The organism is Mycolicibacterium arcueilense, from assembly GCF_058536225.1.
Genome location: NZ_JBZTYL010000009.1, coordinates 84,579 through 111,226, shown reverse-complemented (window position 1 = coordinate 111,226; position 26,648 = coordinate 84,579). Strand labels below are relative to the sequence as shown.

Below are 26,648 nucleotides of genomic sequence, written 5' to 3'. Positions count from 1 at the left end.
ATCAACCCGCGGTCGGCAGTTGATAGATCTGCGCTGCCACGGCGCGCGAAATCGCCGAACCTACTGGTTGGTAGACGTCGATGTACCGTTCCCACGGTGAACAGATGGTTTACTGAGTTGTACAGCTGACCATCCGGCCAGCATAAAAGTTGTCTCACCTGGGAGTGTCTGGTGGCTCGAACCACACCGCTGGCGCCGATGATCGGCCCCGACGCGATCGCACCGCAGGCACCGGTCCGTTCCCCGAAGACCGCCGAGCTCGTCGCGGGCACCCTACGGCGCATGGTCGTCGACGGTCAGCTCAAAGAGGGCGACTTCCTGCCCAACGAAGCCGAGCTCATGGAGCATTTCGGGGTCAGCAGGCCGACACTGCGTGAGGCCGTGCGGGTGCTGGAATCCGAGCGCCTGGTCGAGGTCCGCCGTGGCTCGCGTACCGGAGCCCGCGTCCGGGTTCCGGGCCCTGAGATCGTCGCCCGCCCGGCGGGTCTGCTGCTCGAACTCTCCGGCGCCGACATCGCCGACCTCCTGGTTGGACGCGCCGCGATCGAGCCGATGGCCGCCCGCCTGCTCGCCGAGAAGGGCGACGAGGCGGCGATCGCCGAACTGGAGCAGATGCTCGACGAGCACATCCCCAAGGATCATCAGTCGGACCAGCTGGCCGCGACCACGGGCGACTTTCACCGCCGCGTGGTGGAGCTGTCCGGCAACGCCACACTGGGCATCATCGCCGGCATGCTGCACGAAATCACCGTGCGCCACCACGCCTTCCTGTTCAAAGAGCGCCGGCCGGTGTCCAAGACCGACTACGACAAGCTCATGCGGTCCTACCGCAAGCTGATCCAGATCATCCGCTCCGGTGACGGCGATGCCGCCGAAGCACATTGGCGCAAGCACCTCGACACCGCACGCATCCTGATGCTGCAGGACATCGAGAGCGTCAAGGTGCGCGACGTCATGCGCTGAGCCGATTTCCGCCGAGCGTGCGCTCAAATCGGACAATCAGCCCGAATCGCGATCTGAACGCACCGTCGATGCCGATTCGACGTCGTAGACCGGTAGTTCGTCGTCCCAGGGCTGGCGGGTCACCATGTCGGCCACCTTCACATAGCCCCGCTCGAATTCCCCGGTGGCCGCGTCGACCAATCGGTACTGCTGGGTCTGGTGCTGGATCGGCTGCGCGTCGAGCATCACGATGCGCACCTCCCCCGGCTCGAAGTGGCACCGCTTCTGCAGGGCCGCCACGAGTTGCTCATTGCTCATGTGCCCGTCACCGAAGTTCCAGCCGATGGCCGTGGAGACAATGCGCTCGCCATCGGTCAACACATAGTCGTCCTCGTTGCACCCGGCCATCGCCCGGTGCGCCAGGGTGAACAGTGCCCGGCCGTGAGAGTTGAAGCCGCGGAACGCATATCCCATGTACAGGTACATCTGGGCGACCTCGGGGCTGCCGTAGTACCGCTCCATCTGGGCGGCCGGCATGCTGGCGATCGCGACGATCTTCTTCTCGATCTTCTCCGCAGCCGACGGTTTGACGCACCACAGCGAGGTGTCCCAGTTGCCGGCGTAATAGCGCATACCCGGCAGGAACGAGACCTTGCGCGGGAACAGGTTTCCCAGCACCACGGTTCCTGCGACCACCACGAACAGCACGATCGGCCACGGGCTGCCCAGATCCCCCAGACCCACTCCGGCGTGCCCGACGAACAGCGCCAGCACCGAGAACATCATGAAGACGTTCCACTCCAGGGGCACCCCCATCGGGATGGAGCTCAGGATGCCGAAGTGGAACACCAGCATGACGAAGGCGGCGATCGCCGTCGGCCAGCCCCCGTGGGAGAAGAACAGCACCAACGGCACCAGACCTTCGACGGCGGTGGAGAAATGCGCCACGAAGCGTGACGGCCGCCCCGGCCGGAGGTCATCCGGGAAGTGCTCGAAAAACTTGCGTTTGATCCAGCGCGGCCGGAACACCGGGTTGTTGCTCATCATCGTGGAGATGACGAACGGGAAGTGCTTGTTGAGCTTGGAGGTGGCCGCCCCGAGCCAGATCACCATGCACACCAACTTGGCGGCGATGACGATGTCGGCCCCGCTGAACAGGAAGCAGACCGCCAGGGACCCGTACACCTCGCCGCGGGCGGCCAGGAAGATCACCTTGTCGCGCAGACCGGCCACGGCGAGCAGACCGACGATCGCGGCGGTCTGCCAGACCGGCAGCACGCCGATCTCACTGCCGAGTGCCGGGATGGGGCCGGTGCCCTGCGACGCCAACGCCACCACCAGCATCACGAGTAGGGCGCCGTACAGGGCGATGTCGACGAAGCCGCGGCTGTCACCCTTGGTCAGCGGGACCCGGTCAGGCCACGGTGGGAGCCGAATCGTCTTGGGCCGCAACCAGTACAGGATCGACCCCATCGGCGGGAAGAACCGGTTGTTGAGCGGGCCGAAGCCGCAGCCGAGGCCGATGACCTCGAACAGCATCGTGTAGAACACGACCTTCTGGTAGACGATCGGCTCGGCGTACCAGGACGCGACGTTGGTGAACCCGTCGATTCCGGTGGTCGTCAGCGCGATCAGCCAGGCACCGAGGATGTAGGCCGCGATCTTGACGACGTAGAACAGGTGCAGCGCAACCGGAGTCCCGAAGCCCACCTCGGCCCAGTGCCGCGCCATCGGCCGGATCTTCTCCGCACGAGTGCCCTTGCTCCACTGCTCGAAGTCGATCTCGGGAGATTCCTGTTTGAGAAAACCCATGCCCGACAGATTAGAACGTGTTCTAGTCCCGGGGTAGTCGTTCTGGCCAGTCAGCGGAACCGCCGAAACTACGGTTTGTGACGAGAAGTGCCGGAATTGCGTCAGAAACCGTAGTGTCGGCGCGCCTGATGACGAGCTAAGACTTCACCGGCGGGCGGAAGAAGATCACCAGCTGGCCGATGCCACCGACCAGGCCGAGAACGATAGCGATCGTCAACCCACACCAGCCGTGCAGCAGGTGGTAGAAGCTGCAGTTGGAGAACAGCAGGTGATCGAGGCTGTAGCGACCCGCACCGGTGCCGGCGATCGCCACCGCGGCCACCGCGAGGATCAGGTTGTACTCCCAACCCTCCTTGACGATGAAGAAGCCGTTGTGCCGGTGCACGGTCCAGGCCGCCACCAGCATCAGCGCCACGAAGCCCGCCGCGGGCACCGGCGTCAGCAGGCCCAAAGCCAACCCCAGCCCGGCCGCCAGTTCGGTACTGGCGGCGACGCGGGCGTGGAACATGCCCGGCTTCATGCCGATGCTGTCGAACCATCCCGCGGTGCCGGGGATGCGCCCGCCACCGAAGAACTTGTTGTAGCCGTGTGCGGCCATGGTCAGGCCGAGCACCACGCGCAGGAGCAGGATCGCAGTGTCGTAAGCAGAGGAAGCCATGTAACAGAATCTAGGACATCTGTTAAGCCGCCGCCCAGCCCCCATCCACACTGAGGATCACCCCGTGGATGTTGCCGGCGTCGTCACCGGCCAGAAAAGCGACGGCCGCCGCGACCTCTTCGGGGGTGCTCATCCGACGCGACGGGATGCGGGCCAGCACCGGACCGATCTCATCGGCCACGTCAGCGGCCCGTTCGGTCGCGATCGGTCCGGGTGCCACCGCGTTCACCCGGACCCCGCGCGGGCCGTACTCGACCGCCCACGACTTGGTCAGCGAGTGCACCGCCGCCTTGGTCGACGAGTACAGCGCCGAGCGGTCCCCGCCGATCAGCCCGGTGATCGAGCCGACGTTCACCACCGTGCCGTGGCCACGCTCGGCCATGGCCGGCGCCAGCGCCCCGGTCAGCAGGAAAGGGGCGATCACGTTCGTCTGATACGACTCCAGCAGGGCCTGCTCGGAGACCTCGCCGGTAGATTCGGGCATCCCCCAGACCCCCGCGTTGTTGACGAGGATGTCGAGCTGCCCGCCGGCAGCCGCAGCGACCTCGCCCGCCTGCTGGGCCAGGCGCTGCACCTCACCCGCCCCGGCCCCGAGGTCGGCGGCGACGAACTCGGCTCGTCCTCCGGCGGCACGGATCTCGGCGACGACGGAGTCGCCGCGTTCCTTGTTGCGGCCACTGACGATGACGAACGCGCCCTGCTCGGCGAGGGCCTTGGCGATGGCGACACCCAGGCCGCCGGTGGATCCTGTGACAAGTGCTGTGCGGCCTTGCAGGCGCGTAGTGTTTGGACTCATGAGTCCAGGTATAGGCCGCTAAAAATGGACCTGCAAGTCCAGAAACTGACCGCCAAGGGCGAGGCCACCCGACGCCGCATCATCGAGGGCGCCGCGTCGGTGATCCGCAGCCACGGGGTGGCCGCCACCACGCTGGACGATATCCGCGCCCACACCCAGACGTCCAAGAGCCAGTTGTTCCACTACTTTCCCGACGGCAAGGACCAACTGCTGCTCGCGGTGGCCGAACGCGAAGCCCAGATGGTGCTGGAGGATCAGCAACCCTACCTCGGCGAGCTCACTTCATGGGCCGCCTGGCAACGCTGGCGCGACGCCGTCGTGGATCGGTACCGGCGTCAAGGGCAGAGCTGCCCGCTGAGTCTGCTGATGTCGGAGATCGGCCGCACCACTCCCGGCGCCCAGGCGGTCACCAAAGCCTTGCTGCGGCAATGGCATGACGAGATCTCAGCAGGCATCCGGCACATGCAGTCGCAGGGCAAGATGGCCGCCGACCTGGATGCCGAAAAGGTGGGCGCCGCACTACTGGCCGGGATCCAGGGTGGGGTCAGCGTGATGCTGGCCTCCGGCGACCTGAGCTACCTCGAGTCCGCGCTGGATGTCGGCATCGCGATGCTGCGTCGCTAGGCCGATCACAACGCCGCTTCGAGCCGCTCGATATACCCGTCGACGTCCCCGATCGCCGACGCTGCCCCGAACACACTGATCGAGATGGTGTCGCCCACGCCCGTGACGCAGTGAGTGAGCCCCACCATCGGCGACAGTCCGGGAAACGCCGCAGCCAGCCGTACCGGCTTACCGCCGAAACCGAAATCCGCGGCGCCGCAGTTCACGCTGGACACCACGGTGTTCCCGGTGACCGTCGCCGAACGTGCGTCGGGATTGAACTGGCCGATCCCCCACCGCAGAAGCGGGGCCGGGGTGGCGGCGAAGGCACGTTCCGAGGCACGCATCGCCGGGTGTGCGGCGCGTTCGCGCCGTGCCGCCAGTTCAGCAGCGATCTCGGCGCGGCGCTGCGACAGCGGCAACGACGGATGCAGGCCCACGCCGACCGTGCCGAAATGGTTGTAGGCCTGGCGTGGACCGGATTTCGCCATGGTCACCTCGGCACCGAGAGTGGCCGGATCCGTCCCGAGCTCACGGAGCTGCCCGGCCAGGGCTTCGGAGATTCCGGCCAGAGCACAGACCGTCACGGTGGCGCCCGAGAGCTGCGCGCGACCGCGGACCACTGTCCGCATACTGCGTACACCCGTCGGGCGGTCGTTGGTCCGGAGGGGAAGGCGCGGTGTCGCGGCCGGCGGCACCCGCCCGGCCTCGGTGTCGGCCATCAATTGCCGGTGCGCCCGGGCCGCTTCGATGCTCCGCCACGGGAGCATCGCCGGGTGGCCGTACACCGGCACCACCGGTGCCACCGCTCCCTGGCGACCGAACATCAGCGCCGCCGGACCGCAGGTTCGTCCACCACCCCCGAGGGCGTGCGTGATCTGCAGGACCGCAACGGTGCCGGTACCGACGACACCGGGTATCCCCTCGACTCCGGGGAAGACATGCAGCCGCCACGGCGCCAGCAGCGCATCGAGTTGAGCATCCACCAGTTCGCTCACGGCGGCCAGACAACCCAGCCAGGTCGGCTGATCGAGATCGTGTACCACGAACCGGAATTCGTCGACCGGGGCTGGTACCCAGGCCGGGTAGTGCAGCCGTGCGCTGTCATCGATCCGCTGTGAGAGGTCCGGGCTGGTACGGGCATTGGCAACCAATTCGGCGAGTGCCCCGGACAGATCGACGGGTACACCGTCGAATCCGTACAGCAGGAACGTGTCGTTGGGCATCCTGGACGACATCCAGAACATCTGCGCATCGACCGCAGTGAGTCGGTTAACCGGCACGTCCGACGAAGTCCAGGATGCGAGCGGCTGTGGCGTCGGGCTGATCGAGTTGCAGGAAGTGACCACCGGATTCGACGACATGGGTGTCGCTGCCGGCGGGCAGCACCTCGCGCACCCACCGGATGTAATCCGGTGCGGCACAGCCGTCATCGGTACCGTGCAGGTACAGCGACGGCAGCACCGGCGGCAACGCCAAGTGCTTGTGCAGCTCGGCGTACCGCGCCGGCGGTTTGCTCATCCGGATCGTGGCCCGGTAGTAGCCCAGCGCGGCGCGCCAGCGGTCCGGGGCCCCGATCGCGGCGTCGACGTGGCGCAGGTCCTCGGCCGCGTCGTATCCGGGCGACCACGCCTTCCACAACCGCGGCACCACCCAGGACGCGGACCGCTCAGGCAGCCAAGGCAATTGGAAGTACATCATGTACCAGCTGCGCAGTGCCTGACGCGGCAGCTGGGCCATCAGCTTGCCCGCGTCGGGCACCCGGCCCAGTGGCTGGAACGAGGCCATCGGCGGTACCGACATGATCACCGCTCGGGTGAACGGGTTGTCCGGCAGCGCGGCCACTCCCGCTGCCGCCATGGCGCCCCAGTCGTGGCCGATGATCACATCGCGCCCCGTCGGTCCGGCGGCCTGCAAGAGGTTCAGCGCGTCGTCCATCAGCGCGGCGACGTGATAGCTGCCGTCGGCGGGAATCGACGAGGGCACGTAGCCGCGCATGAACGGCGCCACCACTTTCCAGCCGGCCTCCGCCAAGATCGGGGCGACTTTGCGCCAACCATAGGCGGTGTCGGGAAACCCGTGTAGACACAACGCCACCGGGCCGTCATCGGGCCCCCACACCAACGCCCGCAGTTGTACTGCCGGGGTGGCGACATCAATCCAGCGCGGCTCGGTCACAGCGGCACCGGCTCGTACTCGGACATCAGCCATTGGCCACCGTCTTTGACCATCGTCACCCGTGCCACCGACGGGTGCTTCTTCGGCATATCGTCACCGACCTGGACGCTCTGATTGACGAACAGCACCAACTCGACGCGGTCGGGTTTCGCGGTCACCGTCCCCGCCTCCAGTACGTCGGCGACCGCCGCGATCCGCTGCGCGTGCGCGGCCGGGATCACCTCGTTGATCATCGCTGTGTAGGTACCGCGAAATTCACCGGTCATCCGGTCGCGCGCCGCAGTGAGCTGCTGGTCGACGGTTTCGGTCTCATACGACAGCATCTGGGCGGTGATGTCCTTGGCGGCCTGAACCGATTCGACCCGGGCCGTGTCACTTTCGTTCTGCGACACCGTGAGCCAGCGCAGCACCCCGGAGGCCGTCGCCAACACCAACGCGATGACCGCCAGCACGACAGGCAGGCTGACCTGAGCGCGGGCGCGGGCGCGGGATGATCCGGCCTCTTCGGCGGGCTCCACCGCCTCGTCGGCTTCTTCGGCTTTGTCCACTTCGCCGGCGGGCTCATCCGGTTCGTCGGCAACGACGGACTCGTCGGCAGGCTCGACCGATTCCTCGACTGCCGCTTCCACTGGAGTCTCCGCGACTGCCGCCTCCTCGGCGCTGTCCGACCCGGGGCTCGTCTTCTCAAGGCTGACCGGCTCGGCGGCTACGGTCTCGGCAGCTACGGGCTCGGCGCTCTCTGCGGATTCGGCTGCGGCCTTACGACGCCCCGCCGGCGGCATCTTGTGTCGGCCGCTCACTGGATGAACTCCACGTTGGAAACCTTTGCCTTGCCCTCAACATCCTGCACTGTCAACACCATTCGCCACACCTGGGGATCCTGCTCGGGCACGCCCGCATTCGTGGACCGAATGGTCACGGACATGAGCACGTCCGCCTTGTCTTCCGAGTAGGAGTCCAGCGCCGATGCGGTAACAGTGCCCACCGACTTCGACTTGATCTGCTTGACCACGTCCAGGAAGGACTTCGAACGTTTCTCGAAGTCGTCGTAGAACCGGCCGGTCGATGAGTCGAGCACTCGCTGGACATCGTCGTCGGCGTGCTCCCAGTCGATGCTTGTCAGGTTCGTCGCGCCTTGGCGGGCAGTTTCCATGAACATGTCACGTCGCTGCTGTTCCTGATGGACCTGGTAGTAGTCATAGCCGAGCCAACCGGTCAGCGCCACGAGCGCGACGACGAGCACCCCACCGAGAACCGCCGCAGTCTGCGAGCGGAGGAACCGGCGTCGTTCGGGGGCCGCGTGCTCGGCCTCGTCCGACTCTTCCTCCGCGGCCTCGCCGTCGGCGTCCTCGTCGGCCTCTTCGGTTTCTTCAGTTTCTTCGGCAGCCGCGGCGTCGGGTTGTGGGGCGGATTGGCTCGGCTCCTCAGCCTCGGTCGGCTCGACCGACTCGGCGTCGGCGCTGTCGTCTGCCATACATCTGCTCCTCGGTGGCACTGCGGTATCGCGCGTGCGACAGCACGCGTGCGGTCCAACGTACGTGGCACCGGTCACACCGTCATCAGCGGTACCGGCAGTCCGGGATACGCCTCGCGAGCGGCCGCCCCTACGTGCTACCGGGCTCTCTGCACGTGATGCGCGCCCCTACTGCGCGCAGCGCAAAGTCCACCGCGGCGGCGCACGCACCGTCCCAATCGCCGTCGGCTCCCAGCCGGGACAACTCATGGCTGACCACTGCGCGGATGGCCGCGGCATCCCGCTCCGGCCTGGTCAGCGGAAACGACGCGTCGTCCAGGCCGCGGCGCAGGAGAGCCGCCAGCGACCGTTCGCGGTCGATCCGCCACTGTTCCTGCCCGGAGAGGTAGCCCTTGGCCGAGCGAACCTCCTCCAGATCCAGCACCAACGCCTGCCCGCGCGTTCGCGCCTCGTGTATCACGTCGAACGACACCCTGATCCACTGCTCGAGCTGATCCGCGGGCGCACCATCGGTGTCGTCGGCGATCTCGTCGAGCCTGCGGCCCAACGCCCTGCCCGCGCTCTGCTGCATCGCCAGGAACAACGCGTCCTTGGATTCGAAGTGGCGATAGAAAGCCCGGGTGGACAGCCCGGCGCGAGCCAGCACCGCCGCGATCGGCACAGCACCGGTGTGGGGCTCGGCCAGGCAGGTGAAGGCGGCCCTGATGATCGCGCGGCGTTCGGCGGCGTCGCGCGCCGCGTCATCCGGCTCGATACCTGGATCAATCCGCACGATTGACGATTCTAGAAACGGGCCGCTTGCACGGGTCGCAGATGCGACGAAAATGCCCCTGGGTAACGTGACTTCCGGGGCCTGCCGAGAGGAATGTCCGTGAGCACCGGGAAAACCGCGCACAGTGAGTCACGCATCGTCACGTTCCGGGGCGTCGACGACCTGAATCTGGTCGGCGACGAATGGAACCGCGACGCCGCGTCCGCTGCTGGCCGACCTACGGTTCTGCTACTTCACGGCGGCGGGCAGAACCGGTACTCCTGGAAGAACACCGGGCAGATCCTGGCCGACGACGGCTTGCACGTGATCGCGCTCGACGCGCGTGGCCACGGCGACAGCGACCGCTCCCCCAGCGCGAACTATTCGGTGGAAGCGCTGAGCTCCGACGTGCAGCACGTGCTGTATCAAGTCGGCCGCCCAGTGGTACTGATCGGCGCCAGCATGGGCGGGCTCACCAGCATCCTGGCGTCCCACGAGGCCGGCCCGGAGCTCGTGACCAAACTCGTGCTGGTCGATGTGGTGCCCCGGTTCGAGAAGAGCGGTAGCGCACGTATCCGCGACTTCATGTTCACCAACGTGGACGGTTTCGACTCCCTCGAACAGGCTGCCGAAGCGGTCTCCGCCTACCTGCCCCACCGCACGAAGCCGCGCAGCCCGGAGGGGCTGAAGAAGAACCTGCGGCAGCGCGACGGGCGCTGGTATTGGCACTGGGATCCGGCCTTCCTCACCAAACCCGAAGACGATCCGTTCGCCCGGGTGGACAAGCTGGAATCAGCCGCGATGAACCTGACCATCCCGATCCTGCTGATCCGCGGCAAGCTCTCCGATGTGGTCAGCCCCGAAGGCGTGCAGGACTTTCTGGAGAAGGTGCCTGCCGCAGAGTTCGTCGAGTTGTCCGATGCGGGGCACACCGCCGCCGGGGACGACAACGACGCATTCACCGAGGTCGTCGTGGAGTTCGTCGGGCGGTGAGCGCCGACCGCGACACCGTCGGCTTCAACTTTCTGCGCCAGCCTGAGCTGCCCGCACCCCACGTCGGTGAATCGTCCGCCCGCGACATCCTGGCCACCCACTTCGGCCTACGGGCAAGCGTGAAATCGCTGGGCAGCCAACAGGACAAGAACTTCCTGGTGGGTGACGGCGACGCGGTCACCGCGGTGCTGAAGATCGCGAACCCCGCATTCAACGAGATCGAGCTGACCGCTCAGGAGTTGGCCGCGGATCTGATCGCAGCAGCCGAACCTGGCGTGCGGGTGGCGCAGTCATTGCCCAACCAACGTGGCGAAAAGCTCACTGCGGTAACCGGTCTGGGCCTGAACCGGACCGGCGACACGACCTACGTGCGGCTGCTGCGACACCTGCCCGGCGGAACCCTCATCGAGTCCGGCTACCTGCCGCCGGCCACGGTCGCCGAACTGGGCGCACTGGCCGGGCGGGTCAGCCGAGCCTTGGCCGGTTTCAGCCACCCCGGCCTGGACCGGATCCTGCAGTGGGACCTGCGTTACGGTGCCGAGGTGGTGGCCCGCCTGGCGGCCCACGTCGACGACGCTGCCGCACGTTCCCGACTGGAGACCGTGGCCGATGAGGCCTGGGCACGCATCGCACCACTGGCCGACGCGCTGCCCCGGCAGGCCGTGCACATGGACCTGACCGACGCCAATGTCGTGGTCTCCCGCGGTGTGGGCGGTGCCGTGCACCCCGACGGCATCATCGATCTCGGCGACCTGGCCGACAGTTGGGCCGTGAGCGAACTGGCCATCACGCTGTCCTCGGTACTGCAACATCCGGGCGCCGACCCGATGGCCGTGCTGCCCGGCATCCGGGCCTTCCATGCCATCCGGCCCTTGAGTGTTGCCGAGGCAGAAGCGTTGTGGCCGTTGCTGGTTCTGCGCACCGCGGTGCTGATCGTCAGCGGAGCACATCAGGCCGGTTTCGACCCGGACAACGACTACCTCACCGAGCAATCCGACGGCGAGTGGCAGATGTTCGAGTCCGCCACCTCGGTGCCGATGGATGTGATGACGGCACTGATCAAAGCCGATCTCGGCCTGGCCGCACCGCCCGCGCCGGTGCCCGTTGACCGGCCGATGCTCACCGTGCCGGGGCCGGTGGTGACGCTGGACCTGTCCGCGACCTCCGATGATCTGGATGGCGCCTTCAGGGCCGGCGGCTGGGTGAAACCCGACGCCGAAGACGAATTGGCCAGGGCCGCACTGGCCAACGGCGCCGCCCTGGTGGTGAGCCGGTACGGACAACCGCGGATCTCGCAGGCCCCCGCGTTGAGCCAGGACGAACCGGCCGTGGTGCCGACCGGAATAAGCGTGTGGGCCGCTGAATCCACCCCGCTGGTAATGCCTTTCAGCGGTGAGATCGTCGATCGCTCAGCCTCTGCAGTGACGTTGCGCGGCACCGGCTTCGAGCTGACTTTGACCGGAGTGAGCGCCGGTTCGGGAGACGGGTTGGGCGTGGCCGAACCGGGCCGACGTGTCGAACTCGCCCTGCGGCCGGTCGGCGCGCCGGTGGCGCCGCGCCTGACCACACCCGCACTTGCTCCCGGCTGGCTGGCACTGTGCCGAGATCCGCGCCCGCTGCTCGGATTACCGGTCCTACCCATCGAAGATGCCGAGCCCGATCTGATGACCCGGCGCGACCGGGCGTTCGCACCCGTACAGGAGCACTACTACCGCCGGCCGCCGCGGATCGAACGCGGCTGGCGACACTTCCTGATGTCCACCAGCGGACGCTGCTATCTGGACATGGTCAACAACGTCACGGTCCTAGGCCACGCGCACCCTCGGGTCGCGGCGGCAGCCGCCCGGCAGCTGCGCAAGCTGAACACCAACTCGCGGTTCAACTATGCCTCCGTCGTCGAATTCAGCGAACGCCTTGCCGGGCTCTTGCCCGATCCGCTCGACACGGTATTCCTGGTCAACTCCGGATCTGAGGCCAGCGACCTGGCGCTACGGTTGGCGACCGCGGCGGCCGGGCGCCCCGATGTGGTGGCCATGCGCGAGGCGTACCACGGCTGGACGTACGGCACCGACGCCGTGTCGACCTCCACCGCGGACAACCCGAATGCGCTTACCACCCGGCCGGATTGGGTGCACACCGTCGAATCGCCCAACAGCTTCCGCGGCAAGTACCGCGGCAGCGAGGTCGGGCGATACGCGGTGGATGCGGTGGCCCAGATCGACCAGTTGATCGCCGAGGGGCGCGCCCCGGCCGCGTTCATCTGCGAGACGGTCTACGGCAACGCCGGCGGGATGGCCCTACCCGACGGATACCTGCCGCAGGTCTACGCGGCCGTGCGCGGAGCGGGCGGCTACGCGGTCGCGGACGAAGTGCAGGTCGGCTACGGCCGTCTGGGCGAATGGTTTTGGGGCTTCGACCAGCAGGGCGTGGTCCCCGACATTGTGTCGATGGCGAAATCGGTCGGCAATGGCTATCCGCTGGGGGCGGTGGTCACCAGCCGCGCGATCGCCGAGGCCTTCCGCAGCCAGGGCTACTTCTTCTCCTCCACCGGCGGAAGTCCGCTGTCGTGCGCGATCGGAATGACAGTGCTCGACGTGCTGAACGACGAAGACCTGCAAGGCAACGCGTCCCGCGTGGGCACTCATCTGAAGGCGCGACTGGAAGAACTCACCACTCGGCATCCGATCATCGGCACCGTCCATGGTGTCGGCCTGTATTTGGGCGTCGAGATGATCCGCGATCCCGACACACTCGAGCCGGCCACCGAGGAAACGGCCCTGATCTGTGACCGGATGCTCGAACTCGGCGTGATCATCCAACCGACCGGCGACCACCAGAACATCCTGAAAACCAAGCCGCCGTTGTGCATCGACACCGACGCAGCCGACTTCTACGTCGATGCGCTGGACCGGGTCCTCACCGAAGGGTGGTGAGCGAGGCTGTCCGACAAGCCCCGAAGTTGCCGACGAGAGGTAACCGAGAGCTTGACGAACACTTTCCGCAGGTGCCACTCGACGGTATGGGTGCTGATGAACAGCTGCTCTCCGATTGCAGCGTTGGTCAGTCCGGCTGCTGCGAGCCGCGCGATCTGTGCCTCCTGAGCCGTCAGGACATCGCCGCCGGCGACCGGCCGCCGGCCGGCCCGCTCCCCCTTCGCGATCAACTCGCGCCCGGCACGATCAGCAAAAGCCCGAGCACCAAAGGCACAGAACATCTCGTGCGCGATGGCGAGCTGCTCCTTGGCTGCCGACCGGCGCTTCCGGCGGCGCAGCCATTCTCCGTAGCGCAGATGGGCCCGGGCCAGGTGGACCCTGATGCGGGTACGCCCCAACCGGTCGATCGCTTCACGGTAGTGAGCCTCGGCATCTCCATCGTCGGCCACCAGAGCCCGTGCACTCGCCAAAGTCCCCAGAGCCCAATCCGTGTCGCGAACCGATAAACGCTCGGTAAGGCGCCCGCAGGCCTCCTGCGCAGCGTCGATGTTGCCGATGCGGGTCGCCGCCTCGATCAGTTCGACCAGATACCAGCCGTACAGTCCGAGGTCCACATACTCGGCAGCCTGCCGGGCCGCGACGAACGCCTCCTCATAGCGGCCCAGACCATTGCAGAGCACGGCGGTCGCATATCGGGCCAGGCCCAGCACCCGGCCTTCCCCAGAGGCCGATGCCGCCTCGGCACCAGCCTTGAGCGCATCGAGATCTTCCGGATCACCCTTCCACGCATCCAGCGCAAGAGAGTGATAGCGCAGCGGTGAGTAGTAGCGGGTCGACAGAAAGGTCGAATCAGCCTCCGTCAGAAGGGCTTCGGCGGCAACGAGCTCGCCGGCCAACATGTGCACGACGGCCCGGTAGGCCAGGGTCTCCGGAAGCAGCGCCAACGCGTCGGACGCCCGGACTCGTCGCACCGCCGCCGTGGAGAGCCGGTGCACCAACCCGTCATCCCATAGTTCATAGGCCGTGGACTGTTGGATGAGAGGCAGCGCGGGCACCATCCACCGCGACGCCGGGGAATCGGCATCGAGACGATGCGCGCCCAGCCTCTCCACCGCCGCCGGCAATCCCTCCCCGGCATACGGAACACCGGTGATCTGAGCCGTCATGCCCCGCAACACGGTGCCCACCGGCCCAGAACCGGTGGATAGGCGTTCGATACCGCACCGCGCGGTCTCGGCCGTCCGCGCCACGGCCGGGATATCTCCGAGCCGGCCTGCGTACATCGCCGCAGCGAGAGCTTCGAGATGCGTCTCAAGGCTCACTTCAGCGTCGAAGTGCTCGAATTCGACTGCAGCATCACTCATCCGGGATGCGATCTCACTCAACGAAGCCGCCGCGCCGTCGCCGCTGCGCCGCTTGGCGAACTCCATCTGCGCGGACAACCGCGCGGCTCGTGCCCGCTGCAGGCCGGTCATCGGTGCGAGGCCTGCCATGCCGAGCAACGTGTCGGCATCGGAAAAGGCGCCGGCATCGAGCTTGGCCCGCGCTGCGGCCAGCGCGCGGTCACAGCGAAGGTCCGGAACCGATGTCAGGACCGCGGCCCGCTCGAGAAATGTTGCGGCAACGGCCATACCGATCTGCGCGTGCGCATGACCGGCAGCGACTTCCAGTTGCGCTGCCACCTCATCGTCGGGCCACGTCACGGCGTTGGCGATATGCCAGATCCGGCGGTCCGGATCGATCTCGACATCGGTGACTTCGGCCAGTACACGGTGCATCTCGCGGCGTGCGGACGGGTCGGCAGCGTGGTAAGCGGCCGACCGGGCCAGGGGGTGCAGAAACCGCACATCGGAGTCGATTTCGATCACTCGGGCGACCACCGCGGGCGCCAGCATGTCGGCAGTGATCCCAAGCCGGTCCGCGACGCGACCCAACACAGCGGCATCACCGACGGGCTCGGCCGCAGCGGCGAGGAGCAGCTGCCGAGTCGTTTCGGGCAGCGCGCGAATCAACTCGACATAGTCGAGCTCGATTCTTTTGACCCCCGAAGGGGTGTCACCGCCGCGCAGCGCCCCGGCAAGTTCTGCGGCGGCACAATCATGCGGAAGTGAAACCAACGCAAGCGGATTACCCCGGGTCTCGGCGATGATCCGATCGCTGACGCGCGGGTCGAGTCGGGTCATCATCACCGTGCCCAGCAGGTCTCGCGCATGCTCATCCGACAACGGACCGATCATGCGTTCGGGCAATCCGCTCAGCACGTCTACCCCGAGGTCACGGGTCGCGAACACCAGCCCGGCCCGTTCGGTGGTCAACCGCCTCGCCACAGCGGCCAGAACCGCCAGCGTCGCAGGGTCCAGCCAATGTGCGTCGTCGAGAACCCAGACCAGCGGTTCATCGCGGCAGGCGGCGGTCAGCAAATTCAAAACCGCTGACTGCACCAATTTTTCGGTCGGCGGCGCACCGGATCCGAGTCCCAGAACCACCACCAGTGCATCGCGTTGGTCTTCCGGCAGCCCGGCGAGGTGGCCGAGCAGCGGTCGGCACAACTGCTGTAGACCGGCGAAGTCGAGGTCCATATCCAACGACACTCCGGTCACCCGTACCGATCGGTAGTGCCCGACCCGCTTGAGAAGGTGGTTCAGCAGTTCGGTCTTCCCGACGCCGCGCTGTCCGCGCAGCACCAGCACCCTGCCTCCGCTCCGCATTCCCGTGACCAGATCCTCCAGAACCCGGCATTCGGCATCGCGTCCGATCAGGACACGCGCGCCCGCATCGTGAAAAGGTTTCCGCCACATACACATATCGACCGAATAGCAGCCGATTTTGTGACAGCCTCTACTTCCCCAGCTTCGCCGCGATGTGCCGGCGGGAGCGAATACCCAACTTGCCGAACACTTTTCGTAGGTGCCACTCGACGGTGTGAGCGCTGATGAACAGTTGCGCGCCGATCTCCGAATTGGTCAGTCCGTCGGCGGCGAGCCGGGCGATCTGCATCTCCTGCGCGGTGAGCGATGCGGCGTCGACCGCCCGCCGGCCCGTTGGCCTGGCCGAAGTCGCTGCCCCCGCGGCGGCGAGTTCCCGGCGGGCCCGCTCGGCGAACCCGTCGGCGCCCAAGTCGCTCAGCAGGGTGTATGCCTGGCGGAGATGTTGCCGCGCTTCGCCCCGTCGCTGTTCGCTCCGCAGCCACTCGCCGTACACCAGATAGGCCCGTGCGGTGAGCATTCGGACGCCCGTACGCTCGAGAAGCTCGATCGCATCGCGATAGCGTTGCTCGGCGACCGGGCCGTCTGTCACCAGCGCGCCGACATAGGCCGCTGTGCCGCGCACCCAATCGGTACCACTCACCGCAGCCATGTCTTCGATGTGTCGCACCGCTTCGGCCGCCTCGGCCGGAAGGCTCAATCTTGCTGCCGCCTCGACCAGCTCGACCATCGACCAGGTTGAGAGTCCAAGCTCCTGCGGGTAGGCGGATCCGCGGCGGGCCGCAGCGAGGGCCTCGTCATACCGGCCGAGCCCGTTGTACAGCACCGCGGCCGCCCATTCCGTCGCCGTCAGCGCCTTTCCCTCGCCGCGCAGCAACGGGTCGGAGGTGATCAGGTCGATGGCCTGCCGCGTGCGTGTCTCGTCACCGCGCCAGGGTTCGACGACCACGGCGCCGTAGTGCGCGAAAAAGCTGCTTCCGGTGACCTCGCCCAACGTTGCGGCCTGAGCGACCAGCGCGTCGGAAGCGGCCAGGTCACCTGCATAGACGCGGTTCGACAGCCGCAGCAGCAGCGCCGACGGCAGGACGGCAAGTGCGCCGGCGTCCACAGCAAGCTCGACCAGCCTGGCCGACAGCGTGGACCAGGCGTCGAATTCCCAAGTGTTGTGCGCCAATCGGCACGCCAAGGGCAGCCAGCCCAGCCCGTCCGCTGGGGAGAAGCGGCCTGTTCGATAGGCCGCGAGGGCACGATGAACCAGCGGCGCCCCCTGTGCGTAACCCGCAACCGTGATCCGGGAAACGCCTTCCAGGAGCAGGTCTGAGCAAGCCGGGTCCGTGGGCCGCCGCATCGCCAGGATCGCAGCCGCCACCTGCTCCACGCCGACCTCGTCAGGCAATCTGCCGGCGGTGAGGGCGGCGTAGAACGCGTCGCGGTAGGTCTCGGTCGCGAGACCGCGGTCAACTGGCTCAAGTTGTTTGGCAGCAGCGAGCAGTGAGGGCAGGCCCGCGCTGGCACTGCGGAAGGCGAAGAGACTTCGTCCGCGCACCAGTTCGGCCAGGGCATGCTCACGCTTGTTCAACGGCAGCGTCGCGAGGTCGTCGAGCAGTTCGAGAGCCTCACCGAACTCACCTGCTTCACTCTTGGCCTGCGCAGCGGCCAACGCGCGGGAGCCACGTCGATGCGGATGAGGGGTCAGCTCTGCGGCCCGGTCGAGGAATGCCGCCGCCGCGGCAGCACCCCCGCGGGCGCGGGCGCGGGCGGCGGCCAGCTCGAGTGCGGAGGCCACCTCCTCATCCGGGTGCCCTGCGGCACTTGCCAAGTGCCACGTGCGTCGATCGGGGTCGTGTTCGGGGTCGGTCGCCTCCGCCAACGCCCGGTGCACATGCCGCCGCTGCGATGTCGTCGCCGACCGGTAGGCCGCCGAACGGACCAGTGGATGCCGGAATCGGACCATGGTGCCGACCGTGAGCAGGTCCCCGGCCTGTGCTTCGGCGCCCGCGGCGACGATGTCGATATCCAACTGTGTGGCCGCGCGCCGCAGCAGCGCCACGTCTCCCACCGGATCAGCCGCGGCGAGCAACACCAGAAGCTGGGCCTCGGATGACAACGAACCAAGGCGGCGCCGGAAGCCCTGCTCGATCTGGCCGGCCAGCGAATGGTCGTCGAGCCCGTCGGCAGCCACGGCCAGCTGCGCAGCAGTCACCTCACGTGGAAGTTCCAGGAGTGCAAGCGGATTCCCCTGGGACTCGGCCAGAATACGATCGAGCACCCGGTCGTCGACGCGGCCCGGGCAGCCCCGTGCCAGCAGAGTCCGGGCGTCGTGATCGCCCAGGCCCTCGATCCGCAGCGCGGGTAGATCCGTCAGGGCATCCCCCACGACGGGCTCACGTACCGCGAAGAGCAGGACCACCCGCTCGGCCAGCAGCCGGCGACCGACGAACGACAAGATCTGAGCGGAAATCCGATCCAACCATTGCGCATCGTCGATCAGACACACCACGGGTTGCCGCGCCGCCGCCTCCGCCAACAGGCTCAGGACTGCCAGGCCGACGAGGAACCGGTCCGCGGGAGTGCCCGCGCTGAGCCCGAACGCCGTTTCGAGCGCCGACCGCTGTGGGACAGGCAGCCGGTCGAAATGTTCCCGAAACGGCTCGCACAGCCGGTGCAGCCCGCCGAAAGCCAGCTCCGCCTCCGCCTCGATCCCCGCGATGCGCACCACCTGGCAACCGGGCGCATGGTCGCCCACGTAGTCGAGCAACGCGGTTTTGCCGATACCTGCCTCGCCCCGCAGCACCAGTGCTGCACTGCGACCGCCCGCCACCGCCGTGACCATGTCGTCGAGAGTGGTGCGCTCCCATCGCCGGCCGACAAGCCGTCCCCGGGTTCCGTCGAGCCGCTCCATCTCCTCGACGCGAGGTGTCTCGACGGTCCAGGCCAACCGGCCTGAGGTTTCGGCCCTCATGCGGCCCGTGAGCCGGCGTACTCGCCGGTGAGGAGCCGCTCCAGATCTCGGCGGTCGCCGGTGCGCGCGGCCCGCAAGAACGCGTTGGCAAGCCGGCGGTGCGTGGCGATCAGGACCGCTGAGGCACGCTCACCGGTAACGAGCCGGGTCTGGGCCCGGCGGACCAGTTGCCGCGTGTTCGCCACACTCGTCCGCAGGAGCGCTGCGATGTCGACGTAGGCGTATTCAAAGCCTTTGCGCAGCACGTAGGCGGCCAGCTCCGCCGACGTCAACCTCACCATCAGCAGGGCCAGCAGCTCCTCGACCAGAGCGGTCTGTTCGGTCCGCGACACGGGCTCGTCGTCGACGGTGTCGACCAGGTAGTCCAACGGCGACGCGGTCGGTGCCTCGTGGCGGTACCGGGCCGACTGGATGACGTTGATCGCGAGGTTGGTCGTGGTGGTGGTCAGAAATGCGGCCGGGTTTTCCACAATCGTGCGATCGGTGCGCTGCCACCGCAGCCAGGCCTCCTGGACCAGGTCTTCGGCACCACACACCTCGCCGGTGACTCGGTAGGCGATACCGAACAGCCGCGTGCGATGTGTGAGAAAGATGTCGAGAGCCAGGTCCAGTTCATCCGGTGTCGACATACCTCCACCCTGGATGCCACGGGGCCTCCGTCGCGCCACGGAACTGCGTGGTCGAGTCCGTGGGGTGTGCACCACGGACTACGCGGGCCCGCTACGTACCGGGGCTAGGCCGACGGCGCCAGGGCACCCGGCAGCTCGCGGCGGGAGCTGATGCCGAGCTTCGCGTACACCTTGCGCAGGTGCCATTCCACGGTGTGTGGGCTGAGGAAGAGTTCCGCGCCGATCTTCGGGTTGGTCATTCCAGCGGCGGCCAACGCGGCGATCTGTGCCTCCTGCGGGGTCAGACTGGTCGTCGGCCCGGTTTCCCGGCTTCGCACGTGCTCACCGGTGGCCAGCAGTTCGCGCCGCGCCCGTTCGGCGAACGCCGTGGCTCCCATGCCATCGAACATCTGGTGTGCGGTGCGGAGGTGCTCCCGCGCCAGTGCCCGCCGACGGTTCCGGCGCAACCATTCGCCGTACAGCAGGTGGGTGCGTGCCACCTCGACCACCACGCGGTCGCGGGCAAGTTCCTCGATGGCCGTGCTGTACAGCGCGTCCGCCTCGTCACCGTCGGTGAGCAGGGCGCGGCTGCGCGCGCTGATGCCGCGGGCCCAGCCGGAACCGGCCGCGCGGGTCAGTTCGACCAGACGGTCCAGCGATGACCGAGCCGCCTCGAGCTCACCGCACCGCACCGCAGCTTCGACATGCTCGACCAACGACAAGCCGGTGAAGTTGTAGCCGTCGTGCTCGATGCCCGCCTGGGCGACCGCGAGTGCCTCGTCGTATCGGGCCAGGCCGTTGTAGAGCAATCCCTGGATGTAGCCGGCGACCCCTAGCAGGGAGACCTCGCCGTGTTGGGCAGCACGGGCTTTGGCCTCGGCGATCGGGCCCGCGGCGCCCTCTTCCTCACCGCGCCATGCGGCCAGCACCAGCGAGGCATAGGCGTGAGGGGTTTGTCCGGTCGCCGCGGAGATCGCGTCGGCCTCGTCGATCATGCGGGCCGCCGTGGCGAAGTCGCCATGGTGGATGTAGACGCCGCCCAGGTAGATCAGCGCCGGCGGCAACACCCCGAGCGCACCGATGTCACGCGCGAGCCGCACGGCACGGGTGGCGAAGGAGTCCCACGCGGGCAGATCCCACCCGTAGTGGATGAACGATTCCAGCGCGACCGGCACCAGCAGCAGCCATCGCATCGTCGCCTCGCGGCTGTGCAGTTCCTCCTGCGCGAAGGGCTCGAAGGCCCGGCGCAACGCAGGCACGCCGGTCTCATAACCGTCGGCCAACAGGGTGGCAACACCGTCGAGCAACAGGTCCGCGGCCGCGGAGTTCGACGGCGGAGCGCCGGAAGCCCGGGCGGCGACTGCCGCGGCCTTGGCACCGGCCGCGCCGTGGACCCGGCCGGCGAAGACCGTTGCGCTGATCGCCTCCAGGTACGTCTCGCGGGCCAGCGGTGAGCCAGCGGCCGCGAATTGCGCGGCGGCGTCGAGCAGCAACGGCGCAGCTTCGTCACTACGACTGCGGCCGAACAGGATTCGGGCCCGCAGACGCGCCAGCCGGGCCTGGTCCAGCGGGTCGAGTGGGCACAAGCTGGCCATGGTCGCCAACTCGGTGGCACGATCCGGGGAGGCGGCCGAGAAATGGGCCTCGGCGGCGGCGAGCGCCCGTCGCCCGCGCCGCCAGAGGTCCGGGGTCAACTCGGTGGCGCGTTCCAGCAGAACCGCCTCGGCCGCCATGCCACCGCGCTGCCGCGCCCGGCCTGCCGCGTGGTCCAAACCCGCCGCAACCTCCTCGTCGGGCCCGTCGGCCGCCTCTGCCGCGTGCCAGGCACACCGGTCCGGATCGAGTACCGGGTCGGTGACGGCCGCCAGCGCCCGGTGCACGGCCCGGCGCTGCTCGGGATCGGCGTGCCGGTACACCGCCGAGCGCACCAGCGGGTGGCGGAACCGGACGGACTCACCGAATTCGATCAGACCGGCCGCCTTCGCGGGCGCGGCATCGGGCGCGATGTTCATCGCGTCCGCCGCGCGCACCAGTAGCCGCGCCTCCCCGATCGGCTCTGCTGCCGCGATCAACAGCAGCGTTCGGGTCTGCGCAGGCAGCATCTGGATGCGGTCGGCGAAGTCCTGTTCGACGCGGCTCGACACCGATTCACGAATTGTCGCGGTCCCCGTCTCGACGCCGTAGGCGAGCTCGGCGGCACTGCGGCCGCGGTAGAGCTCGAGCAGTGCCAGCGGATTGCCGGAGGTCTCGGCTACCAGCCGATCCCGTACCCGCTCCTCCAGCCGCCCCTCCACGGCGCCCTCCAACAGCTCGCTCGCCGCCGCTGGATCCAGCCCGCCGAGCCGCAGCTCGGGTAGATTCCTGAGCACCGCGTGGCCCTCCGGATCGCGCACGGAGTACACCATCGCGACCGCCTCGGCCAGCAGCCGGCGTGCCACGAACTCCAACGTCAGCACCGACACCTGATCGAGCCACTGGGCGTCGTCGACGATGACCAGTACGGGCTTGGCCTCCGAGGCCCGGGTGAGCAGGGTCAACACCGCCAAGCCGACCAGGAACCGATCCGGCGGGTCCCCCGCCGCCAATCCGAAGGCGACCCGCAGCGCATCCCGCTGCGGCTCGGGCAGCGCATCGATCGTGCTGAGAAACGATGCGCAGAGTTGGTGCAGGCCGGCATAGGCCAGCTCCATGTCCGCCTCGATCCCGCGGGCGGTGGTCACGGTCATCCCCGCGGCCTGGGCCGCCACGTACTCCAAAAGCACCGATTTCCCGATACCGGCCTCGCCCCGGATCACCGCTACCCCGGACTCACCGCGGCGCAGACCGCTGAGCAGCTCGGTCAGCTGGGTGCACTCGCGTTGCCTGCCAACCAGGTTGGGCAACGGGCTGGCACTCATGCGTACGGCTCCTGGCAGGGCTGGGCGGCACGGGTGTGCACGGCTGGCGAGAAATCTACCGGGATTGTCACAAACCGTGACGCCGCCCGGTCGGTACTTATAACCGGCCGTCTGCCCCAGGAGATTCCATGTCACCCCGCGAACATCAGCTCGCCACATCTGTCCTGGTGGTGGGGGTCGGGGCCGCCGGGCTGCGAGTGGCCATCGAACTCGCCGAGGCCGGGGTGGCGGTCACGGCAGTGGGCAAGCACACACCGGATGACGATCACACCGGTCTGACCCTCAGTGGGATCAACGCGGCGCTGGACACCGCCGACGGCTGGGAACAACACGCGGCCGACACTCTGCTGGAAAGCCGCCTACTGGCCGATCCTCGCACCGTGCAGCGGGTCGCCCAGGGCGCCACCCAAGGCATCCATGACCTGGAGCGCTTCGGCATGCGCGTCGAGCGACCCGACGCAGGCCGGGCCGCCGGGACCCACCCGTACCGGCGCAAGGCCGACGCCGGCGAGGTGCAACGCGTCCTGCGCGAACACGCGGTCCGGCTCGGGATCCCGACCCTCCCGACGGTTTATGTGACTCAGATCCTGGTGAACGACGGAGCGGTCTTCGGCGCCTACGGCTTCGATCTCGTCGACGGCGCACGGTATCTCGTGCACGCCGACGCGGTCGTCCTGGCGACAGGTGGCCACACCCGGATCTGGCGCCGGACATCGGCCCGCCGGGACGAGAACACCGGCGACTCGTTTCGCCTCGCCGTCGAGGCGGGCGCCCGGTTGCGGGACGCCGAGCTGGTGCAGTTCCGGCCGTTCGGCTTACTCGGTCCCGAGAACGTGGCAGGGACGCTGATCAGCGATTCGGTGTGCGAAGAGGGCGGTTTACTACTGAACACCGTCGGCGAACGGTTCATGACCCGCTACGACCCCGAGCACCTGGAGCGCGCCGGTCGGGACCGGGTCGCGATGGCGTCCTACGCCGAGATCAAGGCGGGGCGCGGCACCCGGACCGGCGGGGTCTGGCTGGACCTGTCGCATCTGCCTGCCGAGAAGGTCATGACCCGACTGCCGCAGGTCTACCAGACCGTGTTGGAGCTCCAGGGGCGCGACGTCACCCGGGACCCGATCGAGGTGGCCCCGATCGCGCACTACTCGTTGGGCGGGATCGCTGACCGGCCCCAGGACCACGGCACCGAGATCGACGGGCTGTTCGTCACCGGCGAAGCCACCACCGGCTTGCACGGCGCAGGCCTGCTGGACGGAAACTCCTTGATCGCGGTGATGGTCTACGGCCGGCTGACCGGGCAAGCCGCAGCCGACTACTCGGCGCGGCTCACCGCCCAGCGTCGGTCACTGGCGGCGGTCCGTGAAGCTGAGGCGCGAGTCGACCGACTGCTGGCCGCCGATGGCAGCGAGAACATCCGCGGGTTGCAGCGTGTGGTCCGCAACCTGATGACCGAGCACGCCGGAGTGGTCCGAGACGAGGCCGGCCTGCTCTCCGGATTGGCAGCGCTCGGGGAGATCGAGGCACGCATGGCCGACGTGGGTGTGCACACCGACATCAGCGGCTTCGCGGACCTGGCACACGCCTTCGACCTCCGGTCTGCAGTGCTTTCTGCCCGTGCCACGCTCGAGTGCGCGCTGGAACGACGCGAGACCCGGGGCTGTCACATCCGTTCCGACTACCCCGATCTCGACCCGGCGCTGCAGGTGAACCTGGTGTGGTCACCGCACCACGGCGTGCGCCGCGAGCCGGTCGCACCGATCCCTACCGACATTGCCGAGTTGATGCAGTAGGACTCAGCGCTTCGGCTCGCCGTGCTCGGCCTCGGCCAATCGCTGGTGCAGACGCTCGCGAATATCCTGCGGGGTGTAGGCATTTCGGCGGCGCTGATCACGCGCCACCATGACGCCGCCCGCCACGACCCCGGCGACACCGGCCAGTCCCGCCCACTTCCACATGCTTCGCATGCACCCAGTGTGCATAAGCTGCGCATGTGAAAGCGAACACCGTGTCGTTGACCAAGGCGCTCGAGGAGACTCGGACCGGTGACATCTGGCTGTTCCGCGGCGGCTCCGGACCAGACCGGGCGATCCAGACCCTCACCAACAGCCCGGTCAACCACGTCGGGATGACGGTGGCCATCGATGACCTGCCTCCGCTGATCTGGCACGCCGAACTCGGCGACAAGATGCTCGACGTATGGACCGGCACCAACCACCGCGGGGTGCAACTCAACGATGCCCGCGAAGTCGTCGAACGATGGGCGCACAGCTACGGGCAACGCTGCTGGTTGCGTCAGCTCACCCCCTTCGCGTCGCGCGAGCAGGAAGACCAGCTGCTCAAGGTGATCGCCCGGATGAACGGCACCGCCTTCCCCACCACCGCGCGACTGACCGGACGCTGGCTGCGCGGGCGGGTACCGATCGTCAGCGACTTCACCCGCGGAATTCCCTTTGTGCACAAGAAGGTTCGCGAGTCAGCCGACCGCAAGAAGGCGCGCAGCCGCCAGGTCGGGCTGGAGACCGCCTACTGCGCCGAAACCGTGGCCATCGCCTACGAGGAGATGGGCCTGCTGACCACCGAGAAGCATTACAACTGGTTCGATCCCGGCTCGTTCTGGAGCGGCGATCAATTGCCCCTGGCCGTGGGCTACCGACTGGGTGACGAAGTCTCGGTAATCGTCGACTGAGACCGACATGGCCCGACGGGTAGTCGATTCCTCGGATCAACGAGCCCGCCCGGATCAATCGGTCAAGAGTGGCGCCCGGCCTGCACACGGTTCCCCCGCACGCGGCATTATGTTAATGTCCATTCTTGATAGATACGGGTCTCTATCAGGTCTGATGATGGAAATAGAACACACCGTCGAGAATATATGTGAATACATATTCACTCACCGGGGGCAGCGATGACGGGAACAACATCCAGGAACGGCAACGACGCAGCGGTCGATGACGAGGCGACCGAGGTCGACATCAGTCGAATCATCAAGACCCTGCGAGCGACCTTCCGTAGCGACCGGACGCGATCGGCGCACTGGCGAGCAGATCAGCTGCATCGGCTCGCGGACCTGATGATCGACAACGAGACGGAGATCATCGAAGCGCTGTCGGCAGATCTCGGTCGGGCGCCCTTCGAATCCTGGTTGACCGATATCGCAGGCACGGTGGCCGAAGCCCGTTACGCCGCAAAGCATGTCAAGCGTTGGATGCGCCGCGACCGGAGGATGCTCGAACTGCCCCAGTGGCCCGGGCGGGGCTGGGTCGAGTACGAACCCTACGGAACCGTCCTGATCATCGGGACGTGGAACCTGCCCTACCTGCTGACGCTCGGCCCCGCCATCGGTGCCATCTCGGCCGGAAACACCGTGCTGATCAAGCCTTCTGAGTTCGCACCGCGAACATCACGACTGCTGGCCGACCTTGTGCCGCGCTATCTCGATCACGATGCCGTGGCCGTGGTCGAAGGCGCACGCTCGACCAGTGAGCTGTTGCTCGAGCAGGAATTCGACCGCATCTTGTTCACCGGTGGCGCCGAGACCGGCCGCAAGATTCTGGCCGCGGCAGCACGACATCTGACACCCGTCACTCTGGAATTGGGCGGCAAGAGCCCGGTGATCCTCGCCGACGACTGCGACGTCGATGTCGCCGCCGCCCGGATCGCGTGGACCAAGCTCATCAACTCCGGCCAGGTGTGCGTCGCCCCTGACTATGTGCTCGCTCACCGCGACGTCGCCGAGCGATTCGTCGACCGACTGTGTGATGGCTGGGTCCGTCAGCAGGTGAACCAGTCAAAAGGCATGCGGGTCTTGAACCTCGATCATCTTGAGCGGCTGAGTGAGTATCTGATCGATACCCGCGGGGAGATCGTCTTCGGAGGCGGGCTCGACCACTCGTCGCTCACGGTCGAGCCGACCGTGGTGCTCAATCCCTCCCCTTCAGAACCGCTGATGACCGAGGAGATCTTCGGGCCGATCCTGCCGGTGGTGACCGTCGATTCCGTTGACGACGCCATCGATTTCGTGAACTCCCGGCCGAAACCACTTGCCGCGTACCTCTTCAGCCGATCCCGCGCGGTCCGCAATCGTGTGGTGTCCGAGGTGTCGGCAGGCGGAATGCTCATCAATCATGTGGCATTCCAGGCGTCGACCACCCGGCTGCCGTTCGGCGGCGTGGGCAACTCCGGGATGGGTGCCTACCACGGGCGTTGGGGCTTCCAGGAGTTCAGCCATGCCAAGACGGTGCTCACCAAGCCCACGCGGCCCGACCTGTCCAAGATGCTGTACCCGCCCTACAGCGACCAGGCCTGGAAGCTGGCGCGCAAGCTGTTCTGACCG

20 protein-coding genes are annotated in these 26,648 nt (G+C 67.5%); 7 read left to right on the top strand and 13 right to left on the bottom strand.

Annotation, left to right across the window (positions count from 1 at the left end; translation table 11 throughout):
* Positions 1-171 precede the first annotated feature (171 nt).
* Complete coding sequence (locus tag AC4LGL_RS15120) at positions 172-963, top strand: FadR/GntR family transcriptional regulator (RefSeq protein WP_491839464.1); 792 nt, start codon at positions 172-174, stop codon at positions 961-963.
* A gap of 36 nt (positions 964-999) precedes the next feature.
* Here AC4LGL_RS15120 and AC4LGL_RS15115 read toward each other — a convergent pair whose 3' ends face one another.
* From AC4LGL_RS15115 to AC4LGL_RS15105, 3 genes are all read right to left on the bottom strand, one after another.
* Positions 1,000-2,754 carry a DUF3556 domain-containing protein gene (locus AC4LGL_RS15115; protein WP_491839463.1) on the bottom strand — a complete coding sequence of 585 codons (1,755 nt, stop codon included), beginning with the start codon at positions 2,752-2,754 and terminating at the stop codon, positions 1,000-1,002.
* 136 nt (positions 2,755-2,890) lie between these two features.
* Complete coding sequence (locus AC4LGL_RS15110) at positions 2,891-3,412, bottom strand: DoxX family protein (RefSeq protein ID WP_491839462.1); 522 nt, start codon at positions 3,410-3,412, stop codon at positions 2,891-2,893.
* Between the two features lie 22 nt (positions 3,413-3,434).
* Positions 3,435-4,208, bottom strand: coding sequence for an SDR family NAD(P)-dependent oxidoreductase (locus tag AC4LGL_RS15105; RefSeq protein ID WP_491839461.1), 774 nt, complete (start codon positions 4,206-4,208; stop codon positions 3,435-3,437).
* A gap of 24 nt (positions 4,209-4,232) precedes the next feature.
* Between AC4LGL_RS15105 and AC4LGL_RS15100 the strand changes: the two genes are divergently transcribed.
* Complete coding sequence (locus AC4LGL_RS15100; protein ID WP_491839460.1) at positions 4,233-4,832, top strand: TetR/AcrR family transcriptional regulator; 600 nt, start codon at positions 4,233-4,235, stop codon at positions 4,830-4,832.
* A 5-nt stretch (positions 4,833-4,837) separates the two neighbouring features.
* Here AC4LGL_RS15100 and AC4LGL_RS15095 read toward each other — a convergent pair whose 3' ends face one another.
* The 5 genes from AC4LGL_RS15095 to AC4LGL_RS15075 all read right to left on the bottom strand — a co-directional run bounded on the left by AC4LGL_RS15095 (position 4,838) and on the right by AC4LGL_RS15075 (position 9,235).
* A complete protein-coding gene (locus AC4LGL_RS15095) occupies positions 4,838-6,058 on the bottom strand; it encodes a WS/DGAT domain-containing protein (RefSeq protein WP_491839470.1) in 1,221 nt (406 codons plus the stop codon).
* Positions 6,059-6,083: 25 nt separating this feature from the next.
* Positions 6,084-6,989, bottom strand: a complete 906-nt coding sequence (locus AC4LGL_RS15090) for an alpha/beta fold hydrolase (RefSeq protein ID WP_491839469.1) — start codon at positions 6,987-6,989, stop codon at positions 6,084-6,086.
* Complete coding sequence (locus AC4LGL_RS15085) at positions 6,986-7,789, bottom strand: Rv1363c family protein (protein ID WP_491839459.1); 804 nt, start codon at positions 7,787-7,789, stop codon at positions 6,986-6,988. The genes AC4LGL_RS15090 and AC4LGL_RS15085 overlap by 4 nt, the downstream gene beginning before the upstream one ends.
* The gene (locus AC4LGL_RS15080; RefSeq protein ID WP_491839458.1) at positions 7,786-8,463 is read right to left on the bottom strand and encodes an Rv1363c family protein; all 678 of its coding nucleotides are present in this window, start codon (positions 8,461-8,463) and stop codon (positions 7,786-7,788) included. Before AC4LGL_RS15080 ends, AC4LGL_RS15085 begins: the two co-directional genes overlap by 4 nt.
* A 130-nt stretch (positions 8,464-8,593) precedes the next feature.
* Positions 8,594-9,235: a TetR/AcrR family transcriptional regulator gene (locus AC4LGL_RS15075; RefSeq protein WP_491839457.1), complete on the bottom strand. Its 642-nt coding sequence runs from the start codon at positions 9,233-9,235 to the stop codon at positions 8,594-8,596.
* A gap of 99 nt (positions 9,236-9,334) precedes the next feature.
* Between AC4LGL_RS15075 and AC4LGL_RS15070 the strand changes: the two genes are divergently transcribed.
* A complete protein-coding gene (locus tag AC4LGL_RS15070; protein WP_436971762.1) occupies positions 9,335-10,207 on the top strand; it encodes an alpha/beta fold hydrolase in 873 nt (290 codons plus the stop codon).
* Positions 10,204-13,140: an aminotransferase gene (locus AC4LGL_RS15065; RefSeq protein WP_491839456.1), complete on the top strand. Its 2,937-nt coding sequence runs from the start codon at positions 10,204-10,206 to the stop codon at positions 13,138-13,140. The genes AC4LGL_RS15070 and AC4LGL_RS15065 overlap by 4 nt, the downstream gene beginning before the upstream one ends.
* Here the strand turns inward: AC4LGL_RS15065 and AC4LGL_RS15060 are convergent.
* From AC4LGL_RS15060 to AC4LGL_RS15045, 4 genes are all read right to left on the bottom strand, one after another.
* The gene (locus AC4LGL_RS15060) at positions 13,098-15,938 is read right to left on the bottom strand and encodes an AAA family ATPase (protein ID WP_491839455.1); all 2,841 of its coding nucleotides are present in this window, start codon (positions 15,936-15,938) and stop codon (positions 13,098-13,100) included. The genes AC4LGL_RS15065 and AC4LGL_RS15060 overlap by 43 nt on opposite strands.
* A 40-nt stretch (positions 15,939-15,978) precedes the next feature.
* Positions 15,979-18,807, bottom strand: a complete 2,829-nt coding sequence (locus tag AC4LGL_RS15055) for a LuxR C-terminal-related transcriptional regulator (protein ID WP_491839454.1) — start codon at positions 18,805-18,807, stop codon at positions 15,979-15,981.
* Complete coding sequence (locus AC4LGL_RS15050) at positions 18,804-19,436, bottom strand: sigma-70 family RNA polymerase sigma factor (protein WP_491839453.1); 633 nt, start codon at positions 19,434-19,436, stop codon at positions 18,804-18,806. Before AC4LGL_RS15050 ends, AC4LGL_RS15055 begins: the two co-directional genes overlap by 4 nt.
* 104 nt (positions 19,437-19,540) lie before the next feature.
* Positions 19,541-22,312 carry a helix-turn-helix transcriptional regulator gene (locus AC4LGL_RS15045; protein WP_491839452.1) on the bottom strand — a complete coding sequence of 924 codons (2,772 nt, stop codon included), beginning with the start codon at positions 22,310-22,312 and terminating at the stop codon, positions 19,541-19,543.
* Between the two features lie 128 nt (positions 22,313-22,440).
* On the opposite strand from AC4LGL_RS15045, the gene AC4LGL_RS15040 reads away from it, so the two are divergent.
* Positions 22,441-24,105 carry an FAD-binding protein gene (locus AC4LGL_RS15040; protein ID WP_491839451.1) on the top strand — a complete coding sequence of 555 codons (1,665 nt, stop codon included), beginning with the start codon at positions 22,441-22,443 and terminating at the stop codon, positions 24,103-24,105.
* 3 nt (positions 24,106-24,108) lie between these two features.
* Here AC4LGL_RS15040 and AC4LGL_RS15035 read toward each other — a convergent pair whose 3' ends face one another.
* Positions 24,109-24,279, bottom strand: a complete 171-nt coding sequence (locus tag AC4LGL_RS15035; RefSeq protein ID WP_491839450.1) for a hypothetical protein — start codon at positions 24,277-24,279, stop codon at positions 24,109-24,111.
* A 41-nt stretch (positions 24,280-24,320) separates the two neighbouring features.
* Here AC4LGL_RS15035 and AC4LGL_RS15030 point away from each other — a divergent pair, with 41 nt between their 5' ends.
* Both AC4LGL_RS15030 and AC4LGL_RS15025 read left to right on the top strand, forming a co-directional pair.
* The gene (locus AC4LGL_RS15030) at positions 24,321-25,001 is read left to right on the top strand and encodes a guanylate cyclase (protein WP_491839468.1); all 681 of its coding nucleotides are present in this window, start codon (positions 24,321-24,323) and stop codon (positions 24,999-25,001) included.
* Between the two features lie 219 nt (positions 25,002-25,220).
* Entirely contained in the window at positions 25,221-26,645 is a 1,425-nt protein-coding gene (locus AC4LGL_RS15025; protein WP_491839449.1) for an aldehyde dehydrogenase family protein, read from the top strand.
* Positions 26,646-26,648 lie beyond the last annotated feature (3 nt).

Excerpts from the sequence above, each read along its gene's own strand:
- AC4LGL_RS15115 (WP_491839463.1), bottom strand. The coding sequence starts at position 2,754 with ATGGGTTTTCTCAAACAGGAATCTCCCGAGATCGACTTCGAGCAGTGG.
- AC4LGL_RS15110 (WP_491839462.1), bottom strand. The coding sequence starts at position 3,412 with ATGGCTTCCTCTGCTTACGACACTGCGATCCTGCTCCTGCGCGTGGTG.
- AC4LGL_RS15105 (WP_491839461.1), bottom strand. The coding sequence starts at position 4,208 with ATGAGTCCAAACACTACGCGCCTGCAAGGCCGCACAGCACTTGTCACA.
- AC4LGL_RS15100 (WP_491839460.1), top strand. The coding sequence starts at position 4,233 with ATGGACCTGCAAGTCCAGAAACTGACCGCCAAGGGCGAGGCCACCCGA.
- AC4LGL_RS15095 (WP_491839470.1), bottom strand. The coding sequence starts at position 6,058 with ATGTTCTGGATGTCGTCCAGGATGCCCAACGACACGTTCCTGCTGTAC.
- AC4LGL_RS15080 (WP_491839458.1), bottom strand. The coding sequence starts at position 8,463 with ATGGCAGACGACAGCGCCGACGCCGAGTCGGTCGAGCCGACCGAGGCT.
- AC4LGL_RS15060 (WP_491839455.1), bottom strand. The coding sequence starts at position 15,938 with ATGTGGCGGAAACCTTTTCACGATGCGGGCGCGCGTGTCCTGATCGGA.
- AC4LGL_RS15055 (WP_491839454.1), bottom strand. The coding sequence starts at position 18,807 with ATGAGGGCCGAAACCTCAGGCCGGTTGGCCTGGACCGTCGAGACACCT.
- AC4LGL_RS15050 (WP_491839453.1), bottom strand. The coding sequence starts at position 19,436 with ATGTCGACACCGGATGAACTGGACCTGGCTCTCGACATCTTTCTCACA.
- AC4LGL_RS15045 (WP_491839452.1), bottom strand. The coding sequence starts at position 22,312 with ATGAGTGCCAGCCCGTTGCCCAACCTGGTTGGCAGGCAACGCGAGTGC.
- AC4LGL_RS15040 (WP_491839451.1), top strand. The coding sequence starts at position 22,441 with ATGTCACCCCGCGAACATCAGCTCGCCACATCTGTCCTGGTGGTGGGG.
- AC4LGL_RS15035 (WP_491839450.1), bottom strand. The coding sequence starts at position 24,279 with ATGCGAAGCATGTGGAAGTGGGCGGGACTGGCCGGTGTCGCCGGGGTC.
- AC4LGL_RS15025 (WP_491839449.1), top strand. The coding sequence starts at position 25,221 with ATGACGGGAACAACATCCAGGAACGGCAACGACGCAGCGGTCGATGAC.